The sequence below is a fragment of the Pseudomonas sp. MS01C9 genome, from assembly GCF_058202755.1.
In genome coordinates this window covers 3313223-3332757 of record NZ_CM177073.1, presented here as the reverse complement: position 1 = coordinate 3332757, position 19535 = coordinate 3313223, and the positions used below count along the sequence as shown (strand labels likewise).

Below are 19535 nucleotides of genomic sequence, written 5' to 3'. Positions count from 1 at the left end.
CCAGTCACCGCACAAACGCAGTCAACCGGCCGACCAACAAGCAATTACTTGTTTTCTTTCACTTCTTCGAACTCGGCATCGACGACATCGTCAGCCTTGCCAGCCGACTCGCCTTGCTGCGCAGCACCTTCAGCCGGCTGAGCCTGTTCGGCGTACATCTTCTGGGCCACTGGAGCGGAGACTTTGGACAGCTCCTCGATCTTCGCTTCGATGGCAGCCTTGTCGTCGCCTTTGACGGCAGCTTCCAGGGCAACCACGGCCGCTTCGATCGCAGTCTTCTCTTCAGCGGTCACTTTGTCGCCGGCATCCGCCACCATCTTGCGAGTCGAGTGCACCAGCGCATCACCCTGGTTACGGGCACTGGCCAGCTCTTCGAACTTGCGGTCTTCCTCGGCGTTGACCTCGGCATCGCGAACCATCTGCTGGATTTCTTCCTCGGACAGACCGGAGTTGGCCTTGATCACGATCGACTGAGTCTTGCCGGTAGCCTTGTCCTTCGCACCTACGTGCAGAATGCCGTTGGCGTCGATGTCGAAGGTCACTTCGATTTGCGGCACGCCACGTGGAGCCGGTGGAATCTCGGCCAGGTCGAACTTGCCCAGGGACTTGTTCTGGGCAGCCTGCTTGCGCTCACCTTGCAGCACGTGGATGGTCACCGCGCTCTGGTTGTCGTCGGCAGTCGAGAACACCTGGGATTTCTTGGTAGGAATCGTGGTGTTCTTCTCGATCAGCGCAGTCATCACACCGCCCATGGTTTCGATACCCAGGGTCAGCGGGCTGACGTCGAGCAGCAGAACGTCCTTCACGTCACCGGCCAGAACGGCGCCCTGGATGGCAGCACCCATGGCAACCGCTTCGTCCGGGTTAACGTCCTTGCGTGGCTCCTTGCCGAAGAAATCGGTAACCAGCTTCTGGACCAGCGGCATACGGGTCTGACCGCCGACGAGGATCACGTCGTTGATCGCGCCAACGTCGATACCGGCATCCTTCATCGCGATGCGGCAAGGTTCAATGGTGCGCTGAACCAGGTCTTCAACCAGTGCTTCGAGCTTGGCACGGGAGATTTTCACGTTCAGGTGCTTAGGACCGGTGGCGTCTGCGGTGATGTACGGCAGGTTCACGTCGGTCGACTGGCTCGAAGACAGCTCGATCTTGGCTTTCTCGGCAGCTTCCTTCAGACGCTGCATCGCCAGCGGGTCACCCTTGAGGTTCATGCCGGTTTCTTTCTTGAACTCGTCGACCAGGTAGTCGATCAGGCGGATGTCGAAGTCCTCGCCACCGAGGAAGGTGTCACCGTTGGTGGCCAATACTTCGAACTGGTGCTCGCCATCGACTTCCGCGATTTCGATCACGGAAACGTCGAAGGTACCACCACCCAGGTCATACACGATCACGGTGTGATCGCCCTTGGCCTTGTCCATGCCGTACGCCAGGGCGGCGGCAGTCGGTTCGTTGATGATACGTTTTACGTCCAGGCCCGCGATGCGGCCGGCGTCCTTGGTAGCCTGACGCTGGCTGTCGTTGAAGTAGGCCGGTACGGTGATGACCGCCTCGGTCACAGCCTCGCCGAGGTAATCTTCGGCGGTCTTCTTCATTTTCTTCAGGATTTCAGCCGAGATCTGTGGCGGAGCCATTTTCTGGCTGTTCACTTCGACCCAGGCGTCACCGTTGTCGGCCTTGGCGATCTTGTACGGCACCATCTTGATGTCTTTCTGAACGACTTCTTCGTCGAACTTGCGACCGATCAGACGCTTCACCGCGTACAGGGTGTTGTGCGGATTGGTCACTGCCTGGCGCTTGGCCGACTGGCCCACCAGGATTTCGCCGTCGTTGGCGTACGCGATGATCGACGGCGTGGTACGCGCGCCTTCAGCGTTTTCGATAACCTTGGCCTTGCCGTTTTCCAATACGGAGACGCACGAGTTGGTGGTCCCCAGGTCAATACCGATGATCTTGCCCATGTTAACTCTCCCGGAACTTGGATTTTGTTGCCGCAGCAGTGGTGGCTAACTGCGGTAGCACTTAAACGCTTGACTTCTTAAATGGGGCCGCTGCGCCCGATTTCAAGCCTGCTCGTCGATAGAAGGTGAAACCGGTGCCGGCGCCTTGCTGACCACGACCATGGCCGGACGCAACAGGCGGCCGTTGAGCAGGTAGCCTTTCTGGAAAACTTTCAACACGCTGTTAGGCTCGACGTCGGCACTTTCCTGCATCGCCATGGCCTGGTGGTGTTCGGCGTTGAAGGGTTCGCCGTGAGGATCGATGGCTTCCAGCTGATAACGCTTGAGGGTGTCCTGGAACATCTTCAGGGTCAGCTCGATGCCTTCGCGCATCGGACGAATGTTCTCGTCGTCCGGGCTGGACAGTTCCAGGCCGCGCTCCAGGCTGTCGATGATCGGCAGCAGGTCGCCGGCAAACCGCTCCAAGGCGAATTTGTGAGCCTTTTCAACATCCTGCTCGGCGCGACGGCGAACGTTCTGCAGGTCGGCTGCGACACGCAACGCCTGATCCTGCGCACCCGCCAGTTGCTCCTCGAGCACTTGCACACGTGCCGCCAGGTCTTCGCCCGAATCCTGGGGAGCCTGATTGGCGTCTAGATTTTGCGTATCCGGTGTCTGTTCGTCAGCCATAGATTTCTCCTTTCAATTTCGTCCGCGAGGCTCGACTCGCGCTTCTGCCCCCGTATATGGGGCCGGGTTTTCCAGCTTCAAGGGCCGACCGACGAATTGACCTTACAAAAAACAGCTGCATATCTATTACCGGTCGCGCTAAGAAATCCCACTACCCAAGCAAATCGAGCTAAGCGAAGGCATTGTCAGTCGAAAACAAAACACTGTATAAATAACCAGACCTGAAGCCTGGGAGCGGCCTTTATGCTGGTTCACCTGTCCGTACACAATTACGCCATCGTCGAACACCTCGACCTTGAACTCGATCGAGGCATGAGCGTGATCACCGGTGAAACCGGCGCCGGCAAGTCCATCATGCTGGACGCCCTGGGCCTGACCCTGGGCGACCGCGCCGACAGCGGCGTCGTGCGGCCCGGGGCGGACAAGGCCGACATCCTGGCCACCTTCGACCTGGTGGATATCCCCGAGGCCAGCGCCTGGCTGGCCGAGCGCGACCTGGATACCGACGGTCTCTGTATCCTGCGCCGGGTCATCACCGCGGAGGGGCGTTCCCGGGGCTACATCAATGGCACGCCCTGCCCCCTGGGTGATCTCAAGGCCCTTGGCGAGCTGCTGATCGACATTCACAGCCAGCACGAACACCAGTCCCTGCTCAAGACCGATACCCATCGCCGCCTGCTCGATGAATACGCCGGCGCGACCGACCTGGCCCGCCAGGTCCAGCTGGCCGCCCAGCGCTGGCGCCAGACCCGGCAGGAACTGGACCGGCTCTCCAACTCCGGCGACGAACAACGTGCCCGCCATCAATTGCTGAGCTACCAGCTCGAAGAGCTGGAAAACCTGGCGCTGGGTGAAAACGAGCTGGAGGAGCTGGAGCAGGAACACAAGAACCTGACCAATGCCGAAACCCTGCTGGGCATCTGTCGGCAAGTGGTCGAGCAATGCAGCGAAAGCGATTCGGGCAACGTCCTCAGCGCCCTGACCGCCAGCCTGAACCGGCTCACCAGCGTGAACAATTCCGTCGGCTCGCTGAGCGAAGCGACCAACCTGCTGACCAGCGCCCAGATCCAGGTCGAGGAAGCCGTCGGAGAACTGAACCGGTTCCTCGATCACTTCGACGCCGACCCGGCGCGCCTGCAATACCTGGAAGAACGCCTGGACACGATCTATACGCTGGCCCGCAAGCACCGTGTCCAGCCGACCGACGTCATCGAGCTGCAACAGCGCCTGCTCGATGAACTCGAAACCCTGAACGCCAACGATGAATCCATCGAACGCCTGGGCGACGAACTGGCCTCCTATGCCCGCCACTATCAGGAAAAGGCCAAGGAGCTCAGCGAGCTGCGCCACCAGGCCGCGACGAAGCTGGCCAGCGCCGTGGAGCAGGAAATCCAGCGCCTGGGCATGCCAGGCGGCCGTTTCACCATCGAATTGCACCCCAACGCCGGCGACGAACTGCAGCCCAACGGACTGGAGCAGGTGGAGTTACTGGTCAGCGCCAACCCGGGACAACCGCTCAAGGCGTTGGCAAAAGTCGCATCCGGCGGCGAATTGTCTCGGATCAGCCTGGCCATCCAGGTCATCACCGCGCAGACCTCACGCGTACCGACCCTGGTATTCGACGAGGTGGACGTGGGCATTGGCGGTCCCACGGCGGAAATTGTCGGTCAGCTGCTACGCCGTTTGGGCGAACGCGGCCAGGTCCTGACGGTGACCCACCTGCCCCAGGTTGCCGCACAGGGGCATCAGCACCTGTTTGTCCACAAGGTAAGGGGCGAGGAAGACACTCGTACCGCCGTGTCCAAGCTCAACAAGAGCGAGCGAGTCGAAGAAGTGGCGCGCATGCTCGGGGGCATCGACCTGACCAAGGAGTCCTTGGCTCACGCGAAGAAAATGGTCGTCGCGACAAAAATCTGAAGAGCTGAAATGTAAAAAGGCGACCCCAGGGTCGCCTTTTTACATTTCGAAAGCTTATTTCTTTTTACGTACGTGCAAGACGAGATGGTGATCGATCAGCTCGAAACCATAGTCTTCAGCAATTGCTTTTTGCAGCTTTTCGATTTCAGGACTGACGAATTCGATGACCTCACGGCTTTCCACGTCCACCATGTGATCGTGATGTTCCCCGTCAGCCAGTTCGAAAACCGCATGACCGCCATCGAAATTATGACGAGCCACAAGCCCGGCAGCCTCGAATTGAGTCAGTACACGGTAAACCGTGGCCAGACCGACGTCCTCGCCAGCTTCCATGAGGGCCTTGTAGACGTCTTCGGCACTCATGTGCCGCTGCTCGGCGGAGTCGAGCATTTGCAGAATCTTGACCCTTGGCAAGGTCACCTTGAGGCCTGCTTTGCGTAGTTCGCTATTTTCAACCATGGTCAGCTTTCTCGCGATGCTGCTTCGCAGCTTCTCTTAATGCGGGTATGATCGGCGTTTACGTTGTCCCAGCCAAGATAGTGGAAGTCGCCCACCGATGCAAAACACCAAGCTCTTGCTAACCAGTTTCACCTTCGTGGGACTGCTCGCACTCGCCGGTTGTTCATTCCCCGGGGTTTACAAAATCGACATCCAGCAGGGCAATGTCGTCACGCAGGACATGATAGACCAGTTACGCCCCGGAATGACCCGTCGGCAAGTACGGTTTATCATGGGTAACCCCCTGTTGACCGACACGTTCCACGCCGATCGCTGGGATTATCTCTACAGCTTGCAGCCTGGCGGCGGTGAGCGCCAGCAGGAACGCATCAGCGTTATCTTCAATGCCAATGACCAACTCGTCAGCCTGTCGGGCGATTTCATGCCTGGCGTAAGCCGTGACGAAGCCATCATGGGCAAGGAAAGCGGTACTACCGTCACCGATCCGACCAAGAACACCGAGCAGCAGGAATCGGAAAAACCGGCCAAGCCAGGCTCGTTGCTGGACCAGATCCAGAAGGACGTCGACAGCGTCGAGACCGTACCGGTCCCGACACCGGAGCCACTGGACACGTCGCCGCAATAAACCGCATCTAAATAAAAAACCCGGCATGCCGGGTTTTTTATCGCCTGTAAAACAGCCTTGGCTACTTACTGGACTGACGCGCCTGGGCGGCCTTGGCCGCACGCAAGCGGCGGATCTCTTTCGGATCTGCCAGCAATGGTCGATAGATTTCGAGCCGATCGCCTGCCTGCACCACCTGGCGTTCCGGATCGGCAACCACCTTGCCGAAGATACCGACCGGACAGGTCGCCAGGTCCAGTCCGGCAAACGCCTGGGCCATGCCCGATGTTTCCAGCGCGGTGCGCACCGTGGTCCCCTCCGGCACGGCAAAGCCCCGCAGGACCTGACGCTCGGCGGTGGCATACACCACTTCTATCTCGATCAACGCTTGAGCTCTGCGTTCTGCTTGGCGCGCTGGCAGAACGCATCGACCAGGGTGTTGGCCGCCTGATTGAACAACGGCCCCAGCGTGGCCCGCACCAGCGGCCCCGCATAGTCGAACGAGAGATCCAGGCTGATCTTGCAGGCCTTGTCACCCAACGGCTTGAACACCCAGATGCCATGGAGCTGATTGAAAGGCCCCTCTTCCAGGTTCATTTCAATGGATTGTCCCGGCACCAGGGTATTGCGCGTGACGAAATGCTGGCTCAGCCCGCCCTTGGCGACATTGAGGCTGGCGCGCATGTGGGTTTCGGAGCTTTCAAGCACCTCGGCCGATGAGCACCAGGGCAAGAACTGCGGGTAGCTCGCCACATCGTTGACCAGGTCGTACAGCGCCTGCGCCGGGTAGGGCAGCAAGGCCGAGCGTTGAATATGTGTCGTCATGTAAGCGTCACTTCCACAGCTGGGCGGCAAACACTACGAGGATGCCGATGGGCGCCACGTAGCGCATCAGGAACAGGCTCGCGGCGAACAGCACCGGGCTGCGCAGCGACAACTCATCGCGTACGGCTTCACGCCCCATGATCCACCCTGCAAACACTACGAAACACAAGCCTCCCAGTGGCAGCATGATCCGCGAGGTGAAGAAATCAATCACACCGAAGAAATCCAGCCCTCCGGTCGCTCCCCATTGATAGAGGCGGAACAGCCCGTCTTCGTTCACGAAAAACTTGGCCTGCTTCCATATATTGAAGGAAAACACCGTGCCCAGGCCAACGAACCAGCAGGTGAAGGCCAGCCAGAAAGTCACCCAGGCACGACTGAGACGGGTCCGCTCAACCAGGTAAGCCACCATCGGTTCCAGCAGGGAAATAGCCGAGCTCCAGGCAGCGATGGCCACCAGGACAAAGAACACCACCCCCATCAACTGGCCGAACGCCATGCTGCCGAAGGCAAAGGGCAGGCTGACAAACATCAGTCCCGGCCCTTCGCTGGGGTTCAGGCCCGCCGCGAACACGATCGGAAACAACGCCACACCGGCCAGCAACGAGACAAAGGTGTCCAGCAGCGCGACCCCGACCACCGTCCTGGTAAGGGAGGCGTTCTTGGGCATGTAGGCGCCATAGATCATGATGGAGCCAACCCCCACGCTCAGAGAGAAAAACGCATGCCCCATGGCTGGCAGCAAGCCGTCCATGACCTTCTCCGGAGAGAAATCGAACATGAAGTGCAGGCCTTCCATGAAGTGCCCGGTGGTCATGCTGTACCCCAGCAGCACCAGGATCATCACGAACAGCAAGGGCATCATGATCCGCAGGCTGCGTTCCAGCCCCGCAACCACGCCCCGGGCGATCACCACCGCCGAGAGGACCATGAAAATCGTGTGCCAGAGGGTCAGTCTCCAGGGATCGGCAATCACATTGCCGAAGTAGGCGCCCACCTGATCGGGCGGCAAGCCCTGGAAGTCACCCCGCCCCATGTTGATGATGTAGTCCAGCGACCAGCCGCCCACCACACTGTAGAACGACAGGATCAGCAGCGCCGTGATCATCCCGGCGAAGGCACCCCAGGACCACTTGGCCGAGTGCCCCGCCGTCACCGCCAACACCTTCAAGGCGTTGGCCGGGCTCTGCCGGGCGCGACGACCGATGAGGGTCTCGGCCAGCATCACCGGCGCGCCGATGAGCGCGATGCAGGCCAGGAACATCAGTACGAAGGCTCCGCCACCGTAGACGCCGACCATGTAGGGGAATTTCCAGATACTACCCAACCCCACGGCCGAACCGGTGGCGGCGAGTATGAAGACCCAGCGGCTAGCCCAACTGCCGTGGACAGAGACCTTGTCTGTCGACATCGTTATCACGCCCAAGCGTTCAAAAAAGAGGCCGCATTGTCCGGGATTCACTCAACGTGCTCAAGCGTGCTGCTTCACCGTAGCCGACACGCACGCAACTGCCTATAATGCCGCCCCTATGGCTAAACAGAAGAAACACCCCACAGGGACCATCGCGCAAAATAAAAAGGCGCGACACGACTACTTCATCGAACAACGTTTCGAGGCCGGCATGGTCCTGGCCGGTTGGGAAGTAAAGAGCCTGCGCGCGGGCAAGGCGCAACTGGTCGACAGCTACGTGCTGCTCAAGGACGGCGAGGCCTGGCTGCTGGGCAGTCATATCACCCCGCTGACCACCGCCAGCACCCACGTGATCGCCGACCCGGTGCGCACCCGCAAATTGCTGCTCAACAAGCGCGAGCTGGAAAAACTCTTCGCCGCCGTACAGCAGAAGGGTTACGCCTGTGTCTGCACGTCGTTCTACTGGAGCAAGCACCTGGTCAAGTGCGAGATCGCACTGGGCAAGGGCAAGAAGGAATACGACAAGCGCGACACCGAGCGCGAGCGCGATGCCGGGCGCGAGCTGCAGCGCGCCGTGCGCAACAAGGGCAAGGAAGACTAGCCTTCGCGAGATTGCATGTGGGAGCGAGTCTGCTCGCGACTGCAGTGGATCAGTAAACATTGTTTTGACTGACACACCGCATTCGCGCGCAGGCTCGCTCCGACAGGTTTCATCACTATATTCCCTTGCGCCGTTCCGCCCGCGCCACCCGCTGCGCTTCCTGACGCACTTCGTCCAGCACTTCCTGCACATACAGAATATGTCGGCTGGACACTTCTCGCGCTTGCTCGGCGTGCCCGTCCATGATCGCCTGATACAACTCACGATGCTGGCTGATCAGCATGTCGCGGGTTTCGCTGCGCTGCTTGTACATGCCGCCGATGTTGGTCACCACGTTGCGCTTGAGCAGATCGAACAGTCCACGGATGGTGTGCAGCAACACCGCGTTATGACTGGCCTCGGCGATTGCCAGGTGGAAACGCGCATCCGCCGCGCCCTCCTCCGCTCGACTCACTTCGTCGTGGCGAGCATAGCAATCCTGCAACTCACCGAACGCCGCCGTCAGCCGCTCGCGGTCCACCTCCGTGGCCCGCAACGCGGCGTAATAGGCACAGGAGGCCTCCAAGGTGTGACGAAACTCCAGCAGGTCCCGTTGCGCCTCGGGGTTGCTTTCCAACAGCAGCAACAAAGGGTCGCTGAAGGTCGAACCCAGCGACTCCACCACATAATTGCCACCGCCCTGGCGACTGACCAGCAGTCCCTTGGCGACCAGTTTCTGGATCGCCTCGCGCAACGAAGGGCGTGATACGCCGAACTGATCGGCCAGGGTCCGCTCGGCCGGCAGCCGTTCGCCCGCTTTCAGCGTGCCTTCAAGGATCATTCCTTCAAGCCGCTCGACAATATCGTCAGACAAACGGCGCTGACGAATCTGATCAAACCCCATAACTGATTCTCCACGGTCCCGACGGCTCGCCGGGCTCTCTATTCTGGCCTATCCGGGCCTCGACCACACCCACCAGACGCCATCGGCCCGAGCGGAGCAGATGCGATCTGCACCGCTTATTCGACGAAAGTTTTGTGGGCGGCAAATTGACACACGACAACCAAGGCTTTTACCCTAGCCAACAGCGCTTGTAAATTGGTCTTACCAATTATCCAAAACCGCTGACCAGTGCCTGACCAACAACAATTAGGGGCCCACCCACCATGCAAACCTGGCAACAGCTCTACAGTCCGCTCGGCAGTCTCGGCTTGTCCGCTCTCGCGGCCGTCATCCCCATCGTTTTCTTCTTCCTGGCCCTGGCGGTGTTTCGCCTCAAGGGACATGTGGCCGGCAGCATCACCCTGGCCCTGGCGATTGCCGTAGCGATCCTTGCCTTCCAGATGCCAGTGGACATGGCGCTCGCCGCCGCCGGCTATGGTTTCGCGTACGGCTTGTGGCCGATCGCCTGGATCATCGTCGCCGCCGTGTTCCTCTACAAACTGACGGTCAAGAGCGGCCAGTTCGAGGTCATCCGCAGCTCGGTGCTGTCGATCACCGATGACCAACGCCTTCAAGTGCTGCTGATCGGCTTCTGCTTCGGCGCATTCCTGGAAGGTGCCGCCGGCTTCGGCGCACCGGTCGCCATCACCGCCGCCTTGCTGGTGGGCCTGGGCTTCAACCCGCTGTATGCCGCCGGCCTGTGCCTGATCGCCAACACTGCGCCCGTCGCGTTCGGCGCGCTGGGCATCCCGATCATCGTGGCCGGCCAGGTCACCGGGATCGATGCTTTCAAGATCGGCGCCATGACCGGTCGCCAACTGCCATTGCTGTCGCTGTTCGTGCCGTTCTGGCTGGTGTTCATGATGGATGGCCTGCGCGGCGTCCGGGAAACCTGGCCGGCGGCGCTGGTGGCGGGCTTGAGCTTCGCCATCACCCAGTACTTCACCTCCAACTTCATCGGCCCGGAACTGCCGGACATCACCTCGGCCCTGGCCAGCCTGATTTCCCTGACGCTGTTCCTGAAAGTCTGGCAACCCAAGCGCACCGCAGGCGCCCAGATCGCCGGCACCAGCGTCGGTGCGGCCGTCGCCAGCGTCGGCGGCTTCGGCCAGCCTCGCAGCACAGTCGCTTCCCCCTACAGCCTGGGCGAAATCATCAAGGCCTGGTCGCCCTTCCTGATCCTCACCGTTCTGGTCACGATCTGGACCCTGAAACCGTTCAAGGCGATGTTCGCCGCGGGCGGCTCGATGTACGGCTGGGTGTTCAACTTCGCCATCCCGCACCTGGACAAGATGGTGGTCAAGGTCGCGCCCATCGTGGTCACCCCCACCGCCATTCCCGCCGTGTTCAAGCTCGATCCGATTTCCGCCACCGGCACCGCGATTTTCTTCTCGGCGCTCATCTCCATGCTGGTGCTGAAAATCAATTTCAAAACTGGTCTGACCACTTTTAAAGAGACGTTCTTCGAGCTGCGCTGGCCGATCCTGTCCATCGGCATGGTGCTGGCGTTCGCCTTCGTCACCAACTACTCGGGCATGTCCTCCACCATGGCCCTGGTGCTGGCCGGTACCGGCGCGGCGTTCCCGTTCTTTTCGCCGTTCCTGGGCTGGCTGGGCGTGTTCCTGACCGGTTCCGATACCTCCTCCAACGCGCTGTTCAGCTCGTTGCAAGCCACCACCGCTCACCAGATCGGCGTCAACGACACCCTGTTGGTGGCGGCCAACACCAGCGGCGGCGTGACCGGCAAGATGATCTCGCCGCAATCGATCGCAGTGGCCTGCGCAGCAACCGGGCTGGTAGGCAAGGAGTCTGACCTGTTCCGTTTCACCCTCAAACACAGCCTATTCTTTGCAACGATCGTCGGCTTGATCACCTTGGCCCAGGCCTACTGGTTCACCGGCATGCTGGTGCATTGATCAAGACAGGCAACACTGAAAGAACCGACGCCGAACCACGATTCGGCGTTTGCTATCGATAACCGGGTCTGCAAGGCTGCTGAAAGATATCCCCTCTATATTCAGCAGCCTCAGCGGACGGATAACCGGGACCACCCGGAGACACGCCTGATGAGCGAGCTTTTTTACAACGCCGTGCCGAACGCGACCCGTGTCGCCCCGCCATTGCCCGAACCCCGGCAGTACCCCAGCGAGAAACCGCGACGGGTCTACCTCTTCGGGACCTGCGTGGTGGACCTGTTCTATCCCGAAGCCGGGATGGACGCGATTCACCTGCTGGAGCGTGAAGGCATCCGGGTGGAGTACCCGCAAGGGCAGACCTGTTGCGGGCAACCGGCCTACACCTCGGGATACACCGAGCAGGCCCGGACGGTGGCGCGAGCGCAGCTGGCCCTGTTTGCCGAAGACTGTCCGGTAGTGGTGCCATCGGGATCCTGCGCCGGCATGATCCGCGAGCACTACGCCGATCTGTTCAAGGACGAGCCCGACACGCTCCGGCAGATCCAGGCCCTGGCCGCACGGACTTATGAGCTGGCGGAGTTCCTGCTGTTCGTCTGCAAGGTGCAGCTCAAGGACAGCGGGCAGCCGACGAAGGTCGCGTTGCACACGTCCTGCTCGGCACGACGGGAAATGAACACCCACCTGCACGGCCGGGCGTTGTTGGCGCAGTTGTGCAACGTGGAACGAGTCGAACACAGCCACGAAAGTGAATGCTGTGGTTTTGGTGGGACCTTCAGCGTTCGCATGCCGGATATTTCCGGAGCGATGGTGGCCGACAAGACCCGGGCGCTGAAGGAATCCGGCGCGCATCAGGTCGTCAGTGCCGACTGCGGTTGCCTGATGAACATCAACGGCGCGTTGGAAAAACAGCAGGAGGCGCTGCGCGGCCAACACTTGGCAAGCTTCCTCTGGCAGCGTACCGGAGGTGTGGCATGAGCACGCCGACGCTGATTCCCACCGTTGAGGTGTCGGAAGATTTTCGCGCCCGGGCCCACAAGGCCCTGGACGACACGCAACTGCGAAACAACTTTCGCAGTGCGATGGATTCACTGATGACGAAGCGGGCGACGTCCTTCAGCGACGCCCACGAAAGGGAACACCTGCGGGTGCTGGGCAATGCGGTCCGCGCCCGTGCGTTATCGAAGCTGCCCGACCTGCTCGAGCAGCTTGAAAGCAACCTGACCCGCAACGGTGTGAAAGTGCACTGGGCGGAAACGGTGGACGAAGCCAATGGCATCGTCCTTTCGATCATCCGCGCTCACGAGGCGCGGCAAGTGATCAAGGGCAAATCGATGGTCAGCGAAGAGATGGAGATGAACCATGTCCTCGCGGCTCAAGGCATTGAATGCCTGGAATCGGACATGGGCGAGTTCATCGTCCAACTCGATCACGAGAAGCCTTCACACATCATTATGCCGGCGATCCACAAGAATGCCGGTCAGGTCGCGTCCTTGTTCCACGACAAACTCGGCGTGGAGTACACCAAGGACGTCGACCAGCTCATCCAGATCGGCCGCAGGGTCTTGCGGCAGAAATTCTTCGAGGCCGACATCGGCGTCTCGGGCGTCAACTTCGCCGTCGCCGAGACCGGTACGCTGCTGCTGGTGGAAAACGAGGGGAATGGACGGATGTCCACCACCGTTCCACCGGTGCACATTGCCGTGACCGGCATCGAGAAAGTGGTGGAAAACCTGCGGGACGTGGTGCCGCTGCTGTCGCTGCTGACCCGCTCCGCCCTCGGCCAGCCCATCACCACCTACGTCAACATGATCTCCGGCCCGCGCAAGGCCCAGGAGCTGGACGGCCCCCAGGAAGTCCACCTGGTGCTGCTGGACAACGGACGCAGCCAGGCCTTTGCCGACAGCGAACTGCGCCAGACCCTGAACTGCATCCGCTGCGGCGCCTGTATGAACCATTGCCCGGTCTATACCCGAATCGGCGGCCACGCCTATGGCGAGGTTTACCCAGGGCCTATCGGAAAAATCATCACGCCCCACATGGTCGGCCTCGCCAAGGTGCCGGACCACCCGAGCGCCTCCTCGCTGTGCGGCGCCTGTGGCGAAGTGTGCCCGGTGAAGATCCCGATTCCGGCCTTGCTGCGCCGGCTGCGGGAAGAGAACGTCAAGGCACCGGACAGCCCCCACCAGGTGATACGCGGCCAGGGCAGCAAATATTCGCCCAGGGAACGGTTCATCTGGAATGCCTGGGCCCGGCTCAACAGCTCGCCGCGGCTGTACCGGCTGTTCGCCTACCTCGCCACGCGCCTGCGCGCCCTGACGCCCCGCAACGTCGGTCCATGGACCCAGAACCACAGCGCCCCCAAACCCGCCGCCCGCTCATTGCATGACCTGGCCCGCGAACACCTGAACCCGCAGGGAGACCGTCGATGAGCGCCAAGCAGAATATTCTCGCCAAGCTGCGCAAAAGCCTGACCGGCACCACGCCGGTTGCCGACAACTTCGATGTCGAGCTGGTGACCCAGACCTATCGCTATGCGCCTGAGGAACGCATCCCTCAACTGCGTAAGCTGATGGAGGCTGTGCACACCGAGATCCACCTCACCAGCGGCGAAGGTTGGCCAGCGTTGCTGGCGCAGCTACTGCGCGACCGTCAGTTGCCCAGCCTGCTCATTGCGCCGAGCACACCACACGGGCAAAGAATCACGCAATTCTGGGCGAACAATCCGGACCTGCCACCTCTCAAGGCCTACGACCGGCCGGTGGAGGAATGGAAAGCCGAGCTGTTCAACGACACCCCTGCCAGCCTCACCGGCACCCTCGGTGCCATCGCCGCCACCGGCAGCCTGATTCTCTGGCCAACGCGGGAAGAGCCCCGGTTGATGAGCCTGGTGCCACCGGTGCATTTCGCCCTGCTCAAGGCCAGCGAGATCCGTGACAACTTCTACGAAGTGCAGCAGGAATTCGCCTGGGCCCAAGGCATGCCCACCAACGCCCTGCTGGTGTCGGGCCCCTCGAAAACCGCCGACATCGAACAAGTCCTGGCCTACGGCGCCCACGGCCCGAAGGATCTGGTGGTACTGATTCTGGAGGACCAATGACCCTTCCGGCCCCCTTTCTGCGTGACGTACACCAACTGATTCCACCCAAGCGACGTTTCGAAGACCCGCTGTCGACGCTGGCCTTCGGTACCGACGCCAGCTTCTACCGGCTGATTCCCAAACTCGTGGTGCGGGTCGAGAGCGAAGACGAAGTGGTGGCGCTGTTGCAACTGGCCCAGCGCGACCAGGTGCCCGTCACCTTCCGTGCCGCCGGCACCAGCCTGTCCGGACAAGCCATCAGCGACTCGGTGCTGATCGTGCTTGGGGACAACTGGAACGGTCGCGAGATTCGCGAACAAGGCTCCCAGATCCGTTTGCAGCCCGGCGTGATCGGCGCCCAGGCCAACGCCTGGCTGGCCCCGTTCGGGCGCAAGATCGGTCCGGATCCGGCGTCCATCAACGCCTGCAAGATCGGCGGCATCGTCGCCAACAACGCCAGCGGCATGTGCTGCGGCACGGCCCAGAACACCTATCACACCCTGGCCGGCATCCGCCTGGTACTGGCCGATGGCACTCGCCTCGATACCGAAGACGACAGCAGCGTGGCGGCCTTTCGCACAAGCCATGGCGACCTGTTGGAGCAGTTGACGACCCTCGGTCGCGAAACCCGCGCCAACACAGAACTGGCCGCCCGAATTCGCCATAAATATCGTCTGAAAAATACCACCGGCCTGTCACTCAACGCCCTGGTGGATTTCGACGATCCTCTGGACATCCTGAGCCATCTGCTGGTGGGCTCCGAAGGCACCCTGGGCTTTATCAGCGCAGTGACCTACAACACCGTTGTCGACCACCCGCACAAGGCATCGGCGCTGATCGTGTTCCCGGATGTGGAGACCTGCTGCAACGCGGTCACCGTCCTGAAAAGCCAACCCGTATCGGCAGTGGAACTGCTGGATCGTCGCAGCCTGCGTTCAGTGCAGCACAAACCCGGCATGCCCGATTTCGTACAACACCTGTCGCCCCAGGCCTGTGCCCTGCTGATCGAATCCCGCGCGGCTTCGTCATCCCTCCTACAGGAACAGCTCGCCCGGATCATGGCCTCCCTGGCCAGTTTCCCGGTGGAAAAACGCATCGACTTTACCGAAGACCCGAAGGAAAACGCCCGGCTCTGGGCCATCCGCAAGGACACCTTCCCCGCCGTGGGCGCGGTGCGCAAAACCGGCACCACAGTAATCATCGAGGACGTCACGTTCCCGGTGGAACAACTGGCCGTGGGCGTGAATCGCCTGATCGAACTGTTCGATAAACATCACTACGACGAAGCGATCCTGTTCGGACACGCACTGGAAGGCAATCTGCACTTTGTCTTCACCCAAGGTTTCAACAACCCGGAAGAAGTCGCACGCTACCAGGCGTTCATGGATGACGTGGCCCATCTGGTGGCGGTGGAGTTCGGCGGCTCGCTGAAGGCCGAACACGGTACCGGACGCAACATGGCGCCGTTCGTCGAACTGGAATGGGGCAGCGATGCCTACCAGCTGATGTGGCGCCTCAAGCGTTTGCTCGACCCCAACGGCATCCTCAACCCCGACGTGGTCCTGAGCGAAGACCCGCAGATCCACCTCAAGCACCTCAAGCCGCTGCCGGCCGCCGACGAGATCGTCGACAAGTGCATCGAATGCGGCTTCTGCGAGCCGGTGTGCCCATCCAAGGACCTGACCTTGAGCCCGCGGCAGCGCATCGTGATATGGCGCGACATCCAGGCGAAAAAACGCTCCGGCATCGACACTTCGGCGCTGGAAACGGCCTATCAATACCAGGGCATCGACACCTGCGCCGCCACCGGGCTGTGCGCCCAACGTTGTCCGGTGGGCATCAACACCGGCGAGCTGGTGAAAAAACTGCGAGGGCGTACCGCAACCCGTAAGAAAACCGCCGATTGGCTTGCGAGTAATTTCGCCACTGCCTTGCAGGGTGCCCGCTTCACGCTGCACGTCGCCAATGGCGCGCGCATGCTGCTGGGAGCGCCGCGCCTGACCCGTCTGTCCGGTGGGCTGAACCGGTTGTCCAAAGGCCGGGTTCCGCAATGGACCAACGCCATGCCGCAGCCGGAACGCCCCATCCGCTTCAGCCCCGCTGTGGCGGACGAACGCCCGAGAGTGGTGTATCTGGCTGCATGCGTATCCCGCGCCATGGGGCCGGCCGCAGGGGACAAGGAACAGACGTCCCTGTACGAAAAGACTCAACGGCTGCTGGAAAAGGCCGGTTATCAAGTCGTCTTTCCGGACAATGTGGACAACCTGTGCTGCGGCCAGCCATTCGCGTCCAAAGGGTATGCCGAGCAAGCCGAAGACAAACGCCAGGAAATGATCGGCGCCCTGCTGCATGCCAGCCGTGGCGGGCTCGACCCGATCTACTGCGACACCAGCCCCTGCACGCTGCGCCTGGTCCAGGACCTCGGCGACGTACGCCTGGACCTGTACGACCCGGTGCGTTTCATCCGCACCCACCTGATGGACCGCCTGGAGTTCACGCCACAGGAAGCCCCGATCGCCGTGCATGTCACCTGCAGCACGCAACACCTGGGCGAAAGCCAGGCCCTGATCGACCTGGCGCGCAAATGCAGCAAGAACGTGGTGATCCCCGAAGGTATCCACTGCTGTGGCTTTGCCGGCGACAAAGGCTTCACCACCCCGGAACTGAACGCCCATTCACTGCGTACCCTCAAGGACGCCGTGCAGCACTGCAGCGAAGGAATTTCCACCAGCCGCACCTGTGAAATCGGCCTTACGCAACACGGCGCCATCGACTACCACGGGCTGGTCTACCTGGTGGACCGAGTCACCCAGGCCAGGGCGAGGTAAAGAAAAATAGAACCCTGGCGAACGCCCGCAGTCCATTGATCAAGTCCCGCAAACGCGGGACCTCCCTCAATTGGTAGTACTGATGGCGTGAGCCTTCGGTTCAAGGAGAGACACATGAAACGCTCTGCACTGCTAGGTCTGTTCGTCACTGCCTCCATCCTCGCCTCCCCCTCGTTCGCCGCCGGCGGCTCGGACGACTTGTGCGAGACCAATATCAAAACCATCGAGAACGCCAAGACCCAGGTCCAGGGCTCCGACCTCGAAGCGCGCGTCGAGGCCAGCCTCCAGCAAGCCAAGGCCCACCAGGCCCAGCACAGTGAGGAAGGCACCAAGAAATGCATCAGCGAGACCACCCAGACCCTTCAGGAAATCCAGAAGGTGAGCAAGGACGGTAAAAGCTCCTGACCGTTGACGGCCAACCTTCGGGTTGGCCTCCGGCCCGGATTGGCGTACACTCTGCACACGCCTGCCGCTCCAATGCTCTACCGGAGTGACAGGTCCGGGGCCGTTCAGGATTCGACGCCGGTTGCGAAACTTTAGGTGCATGCCGAGTTGGTAACAGAACTCGTAAATCCACTGTTGCAACTTCCTATAGTTGCCAATGACGAAACCTACGGGGATTACGCTCTCGCTGCGTAAGCAGCCTTAGCTCTTCCCTTCTGGTACCTTCGGGTCCAGCAATCATCAGGGGATGTCTGTAAACCCAAAATGATTGTCATATAGAACAGAATCGCCGTGCAGTACGTTGTGGACGAAGCGGCTAAAACTTACACAACTCGCCCAAAGCACCCTGCCCGTCGGGTCGCTGAGGGTTAACTCAATAGACACGGCTACGCATGTAGTACCGACAGCGGAGTACTGGCGGACGGGGGTTCAAATCCCCCCGGCTCCACCATTTCATCATCTAAAGACGTCCACGGACGTCTTTTTTTGTGCCTGAAACCCAGTAAATACGGGGGTTTCACCGCCATTGGGCTCCATAGCACTTCACGCAGATCCATTTTGAAATGTATTCCAAGACGTATTCCAAGCCTTCGGCTGGTAAATTTTGGAATACACAAACAGCGTTGGAGTACCCATGGGAGCCCTAGCCACACGCCTTTCAGACGTAAAAATCAGAGCCGCCAAACCCCAAGCCAAGGACTACATACTGACCGACGGCAACGGCCTCCAGCTGCGAGTCCGCGCCAATGGTTCAAGGCTATGGAATTTCAACTACGTTCATCCCGTGACGAAAAAACGGATCAACATGGGGCTGGGTACATTCCCTGAGCTCAGCCTGGCTCAAGCGCGAAAACGCACCGTTGAGGCCAGGGAATTGGTCGCCCAGGGACTGGACCCCAAAGAGCAGCGCGATGCCGATCGCCAAGCGAAAAAAGCCGCGACAGAGCACACCTTTCAAACGTCGCGACGGCCTGGTTTGAACTGAAGAAAGATTCCGTAACAACCGCCTACGCTGAAGACATTTGGCGCTCGCTCACGCTGCACGTCTTCCCGGATTTACACGCGACCCCAATTTCCGAAATCAGCGCTCCGCAGGTTATCAAGTTGCTTAAGCCACTTGAGACCAAAGGCAGCTTGGAAACGGTCAAGCGCCTGACACAACGCCTCAACGAAATCATGACTTACGGGGTGAACTACGGACTCATTCATGCCAACCCCCTGAGCGGAATTCGATCGGTCTTCAAAAAACCAAAGAAGAAAAATATGCCGGCGCTCCCCCCCGATGAGCTCAATGAACTCATGGTGGCAATTGCCAACGCCAGCATCAAAAGAACCACCCGGTGCCTCATCGAGTGGCAACTCCACACGATGACTCGGCCAGCAGAAGCTGCGACCACCCGATGGGCTGACATCGACTTCAAGAAGAAGATCTGGACGATCCCAGCGGAGCGCATGAAGAAACGTCGCACACACATCATCCCGCTCACGGAGCAAGCTTTGGCACTCCTGGAAGCCATCAAGCCCTACAGCGGACACCGGGAGTACGTGTTTCCCGCCGACCGTAATCCTCGCACCCATTGCAACAGACAGACCGCGAACATGGCGTTGAAACGGATGGGCTTCGAAGGGCGTCTGGTCAGTCATGGAATGCGCTCGATGGCGAGCACCATCCTCAATGAAAAGGGTTGGGACCCGGAGCTGATCGAAGTTGCGCTTGCCCACGTCGATAAGGACGAGGTACGTAGCGCCTATAACCGAGCGGACTACATTGAGCGCAGACGGCCGATGATGCAGTGGTGGAGTGAACACATCCAGGGAGCAGCTACCGGCAATCTCTCGGTATCAGCAACCATCGAAAGCAATGATCGGAAAGTCGTCGCCATACGCTGATGAAGGACTGTC

16 protein-coding genes, 1 other RNA gene and 1 pseudogene are annotated in these 19535 nt (G+C 60.5%); 11 read left to right on the top strand and 7 right to left on the bottom strand.

Features of this window, described 5'->3' with window-relative positions; all coding sequences use genetic code 11:
* Positions 1–44: 44 nt before the first annotated feature.
* Positions 45–1961, bottom strand: a complete 1917-nt coding sequence (dnaK, locus tag AC1M7R_RS15100; RefSeq protein WP_072388573.1) for a molecular chaperone DnaK — start codon at positions 1959–1961, stop codon at positions 45–47.
* 102 nt (positions 1962–2063) lie between these two features.
* Positions 2064–2630, bottom strand: coding sequence for a nucleotide exchange factor GrpE (grpE, locus tag AC1M7R_RS15095; protein ID WP_072388575.1), 567 nt, complete (start codon positions 2628–2630; stop codon positions 2064–2066).
* Positions 2631–2873: 243 nt separating this feature from the next.
* Here grpE and recN point away from each other — a divergent pair, with 243 nt between their 5' ends.
* On the top strand, positions 2874–4547 hold the full coding sequence (gene recN, locus AC1M7R_RS15090; protein ID WP_072430731.1) for a DNA repair protein RecN: 1674 nt from the start codon (positions 2874–2876) through the stop codon (positions 4545–4547).
* A gap of 54 nt (positions 4548–4601) precedes the next feature.
* Here recN and fur read toward each other — a convergent pair whose 3' ends face one another.
* Complete coding sequence (gene fur, locus AC1M7R_RS15085; RefSeq protein ID WP_072388579.1) at positions 4602–5006, bottom strand: ferric iron uptake transcriptional regulator; 405 nt, start codon at positions 5004–5006, stop codon at positions 4602–4604.
* A gap of 97 nt (positions 5007–5103) precedes the next feature.
* Between fur and AC1M7R_RS15080 the strand changes: the two genes are divergently transcribed.
* Positions 5104–5631 carry an outer membrane protein assembly factor BamE gene (locus AC1M7R_RS15080; RefSeq protein ID WP_072388581.1) on the top strand — a complete coding sequence of 176 codons (528 nt, stop codon included), beginning with the start codon at positions 5104–5106 and terminating at the stop codon, positions 5629–5631.
* 61 nt (positions 5632–5692) lie between these two features.
* Here the strand turns inward: AC1M7R_RS15080 and AC1M7R_RS15075 are convergent, their stop codons facing one another.
* Genes AC1M7R_RS15075 through AC1M7R_RS15065 form a run of 3 tightly spaced genes read right to left on the bottom strand, consistent with a single transcriptional unit; the run spans position 5693 to position 7846 of the window.
* Positions 5693–5995, bottom strand: a complete 303-nt coding sequence (locus tag AC1M7R_RS15075) for an RnfH family protein (protein ID WP_072388583.1) — start codon at positions 5993–5995, stop codon at positions 5693–5695.
* Positions 5992–6435 (bottom strand): type II toxin-antitoxin system RatA family toxin, encoded by a 444-nt coding sequence (locus tag AC1M7R_RS15070; protein ID WP_072388585.1) that lies wholly within the window; start codon positions 6433–6435, stop codon positions 5992–5994. The genes AC1M7R_RS15075 and AC1M7R_RS15070 overlap by 4 nt, the downstream gene beginning before the upstream one ends.
* Before the next feature lie 7 nt (positions 6436–6442).
* On the bottom strand, positions 6443–7846 hold the full coding sequence (locus AC1M7R_RS15065; RefSeq protein WP_072388587.1) for a sodium-dependent transporter: 1404 nt from the start codon (positions 7844–7846) through the stop codon (positions 6443–6445).
* A gap of 118 nt (positions 7847–7964) precedes the next feature.
* Between AC1M7R_RS15065 and smpB the strand changes: the two genes are divergently transcribed.
* Positions 7965–8447: an SsrA-binding protein SmpB gene (gene smpB, locus AC1M7R_RS15060; RefSeq protein WP_072388589.1), complete on the top strand. Its 483-nt coding sequence runs from the start codon at positions 7965–7967 to the stop codon at positions 8445–8447.
* Between the two features lie 115 nt (positions 8448–8562).
* Here smpB and AC1M7R_RS15055 read toward each other — a convergent pair whose 3' ends face one another.
* Positions 8563–9330, bottom strand: coding sequence for a GntR family transcriptional regulator (locus AC1M7R_RS15055; RefSeq protein ID WP_072388591.1), 768 nt, complete (start codon positions 9328–9330; stop codon positions 8563–8565).
* A gap of 263 nt (positions 9331–9593) precedes the next feature.
* Between AC1M7R_RS15055 and AC1M7R_RS15050 the strand changes: the two genes are divergently transcribed.
* The 8 genes and pseudogenes from AC1M7R_RS15050 (at position 9594) to AC1M7R_RS15015 (ending at position 19523) form a co-directional block, all read left to right on the top strand.
* Entirely contained in the window at positions 9594–11285 is a 1692-nt protein-coding gene (locus AC1M7R_RS15050) for a lactate permease LctP family transporter (RefSeq protein ID WP_072432028.1), read from the top strand.
* A gap of 150 nt (positions 11286–11435) precedes the next feature.
* Positions 11436–12260 (top strand): (Fe-S)-binding protein, encoded by an 825-nt coding sequence (locus tag AC1M7R_RS15045; protein WP_337349880.1) that lies wholly within the window; start codon positions 11436–11438, stop codon positions 12258–12260.
* Positions 12257–13714: a LutB/LldF family L-lactate oxidation iron-sulfur protein gene (locus AC1M7R_RS15040; protein ID WP_490609729.1), complete on the top strand. Its 1458-nt coding sequence runs from the start codon at positions 12257–12259 to the stop codon at positions 13712–13714. Before AC1M7R_RS15045 ends, AC1M7R_RS15040 begins: the two co-directional genes overlap by 4 nt.
* The gene (locus AC1M7R_RS15035; protein ID WP_072388599.1) at positions 13711–14382 is read left to right on the top strand and encodes a LutC/YkgG family protein; all 672 of its coding nucleotides are present in this window, start codon (positions 13711–13713) and stop codon (positions 14380–14382) included. The genes AC1M7R_RS15040 and AC1M7R_RS15035 overlap by 4 nt, the downstream gene beginning before the upstream one ends.
* On the top strand, positions 14379–17189 hold the full coding sequence (locus tag AC1M7R_RS15030; RefSeq protein ID WP_490609728.1) for an FAD-binding and (Fe-S)-binding domain-containing protein: 2811 nt from the start codon (positions 14379–14381) through the stop codon (positions 17187–17189). The genes AC1M7R_RS15035 and AC1M7R_RS15030 overlap by 4 nt, the downstream gene beginning before the upstream one ends.
* 114 nt (positions 17190–17303) lie before the next feature.
* A complete protein-coding gene (locus AC1M7R_RS15025; protein WP_072388604.1) occupies positions 17304–17594 on the top strand; it encodes a PA2433 domain-containing protein in 291 nt (96 codons plus the stop codon).
* A gap of 96 nt (positions 17595–17690) precedes the next feature.
* Positions 17691–18084: a transfer-messenger RNA gene (gene ssrA / locus AC1M7R_RS15020) on the top strand.
* Positions 18085–18267: 183 nt separating this feature from the next.
* Positions 18268–19523, top strand: a pseudogene (locus AC1M7R_RS15015) (integrase domain-containing protein).
* The last annotated feature ends 12 nt before the right edge of the window (positions 19524–19535 follow it).

Bases quoted from the DNA above. Each gene is read 5' to 3' on its own strand.
- dnaK (WP_072388573.1), bottom strand. From the start codon at position 1,961: ATGGGCAAGATCATCGGTATTGACCTGGGGACCACCAACTCGTGCGTC.
- grpE (WP_072388575.1), bottom strand. From the start codon at position 2,630: ATGGCTGACGAACAGACACCGGATACGCAAAATCTAGACGCCAATCAG.
- recN (WP_072430731.1), top strand. From the start codon at position 2,874: ATGCTGGTTCACCTGTCCGTACACAATTACGCCATCGTCGAACACCTC.
- fur (WP_072388579.1), bottom strand. From the start codon at position 5,006: ATGGTTGAAAATAGCGAACTACGCAAAGCAGGCCTCAAGGTGACCTTG.
- AC1M7R_RS15080 (WP_072388581.1), top strand. From the start codon at position 5,104: ATGCAAAACACCAAGCTCTTGCTAACCAGTTTCACCTTCGTGGGACTG.
- AC1M7R_RS15070 (WP_072388585.1), bottom strand. From the start codon at position 6,435: ATGACGACACATATTCAACGCTCGGCCTTGCTGCCCTACCCGGCGCAG.
- AC1M7R_RS15065 (WP_072388587.1), bottom strand. From the start codon at position 7,846: ATGTCGACAGACAAGGTCTCTGTCCACGGCAGTTGGGCTAGCCGCTGG.
- smpB (WP_072388589.1), top strand. From the start codon at position 7,965: ATGGCTAAACAGAAGAAACACCCCACAGGGACCATCGCGCAAAATAAA.
- AC1M7R_RS15055 (WP_072388591.1), bottom strand. From the start codon at position 9,330: ATGGGGTTTGATCAGATTCGTCAGCGCCGTTTGTCTGACGATATTGTC.
- AC1M7R_RS15050 (WP_072432028.1), top strand. From the start codon at position 9,594: ATGCAAACCTGGCAACAGCTCTACAGTCCGCTCGGCAGTCTCGGCTTG.
- AC1M7R_RS15045 (WP_337349880.1), top strand. From the start codon at position 11,436: ATGAGCGAGCTTTTTTACAACGCCGTGCCGAACGCGACCCGTGTCGCC.
- AC1M7R_RS15040 (WP_490609729.1), top strand. From the start codon at position 12,257: ATGAGCACGCCGACGCTGATTCCCACCGTTGAGGTGTCGGAAGATTTT.
- AC1M7R_RS15035 (WP_072388599.1), top strand. From the start codon at position 13,711: ATGAGCGCCAAGCAGAATATTCTCGCCAAGCTGCGCAAAAGCCTGACC.
- AC1M7R_RS15030 (WP_490609728.1), top strand. From the start codon at position 14,379: ATGACCCTTCCGGCCCCCTTTCTGCGTGACGTACACCAACTGATTCCA.
- AC1M7R_RS15025 (WP_072388604.1), top strand. From the start codon at position 17,304: ATGAAACGCTCTGCACTGCTAGGTCTGTTCGTCACTGCCTCCATCCTC.